Raw genomic sequence first — 263 nt, 5'->3', positions numbered from 1 at the left:
GACCCATCCGGCGCGCTCCGGACTCCCGTGGACCTCTGACGACTACACCACCTTGGTGCGCCTGGTCCGCGAGGGGCGCGACCTCGGCGAGATCTGCGCCGAGCTCGAGCGCGGCGAAACGGCCGTCCTCGACCGCACGCGCCGGATGCTGCCTCTCGAGGAGCGCGGCGGTCCCCGAGACCACAGCATCGCCCGGCTCCGCATGCACCTGGAGAAGGATCCCGATTACGACTGGAGCACCCAGATGTGCGCCAAACGGCCAC

1 protein-coding gene is annotated in these 263 nt (G+C 70.3%); it reads left to right on the top strand.

Annotated elements, in window-relative coordinates; genetic code table 11:
• The coding region (locus J3482_RS20520; RefSeq protein WP_206923133.1) for a hypothetical protein at positions 1–263 on the top strand (263 nt) is incomplete at both ends.

Origin of the sequence: Alicyclobacillus suci, from assembly GCF_017329615.1 — a bacterium.
GTDB lineage: Bacteria > Bacillota > Bacilli > Alicyclobacillales > Alicyclobacillaceae > Alicyclobacillus > Alicyclobacillus suci.
The sequence above is the reverse complement of the archived record's forward strand: the minus strand, read 5'-3'. Positions and strand labels throughout refer to the sequence as shown.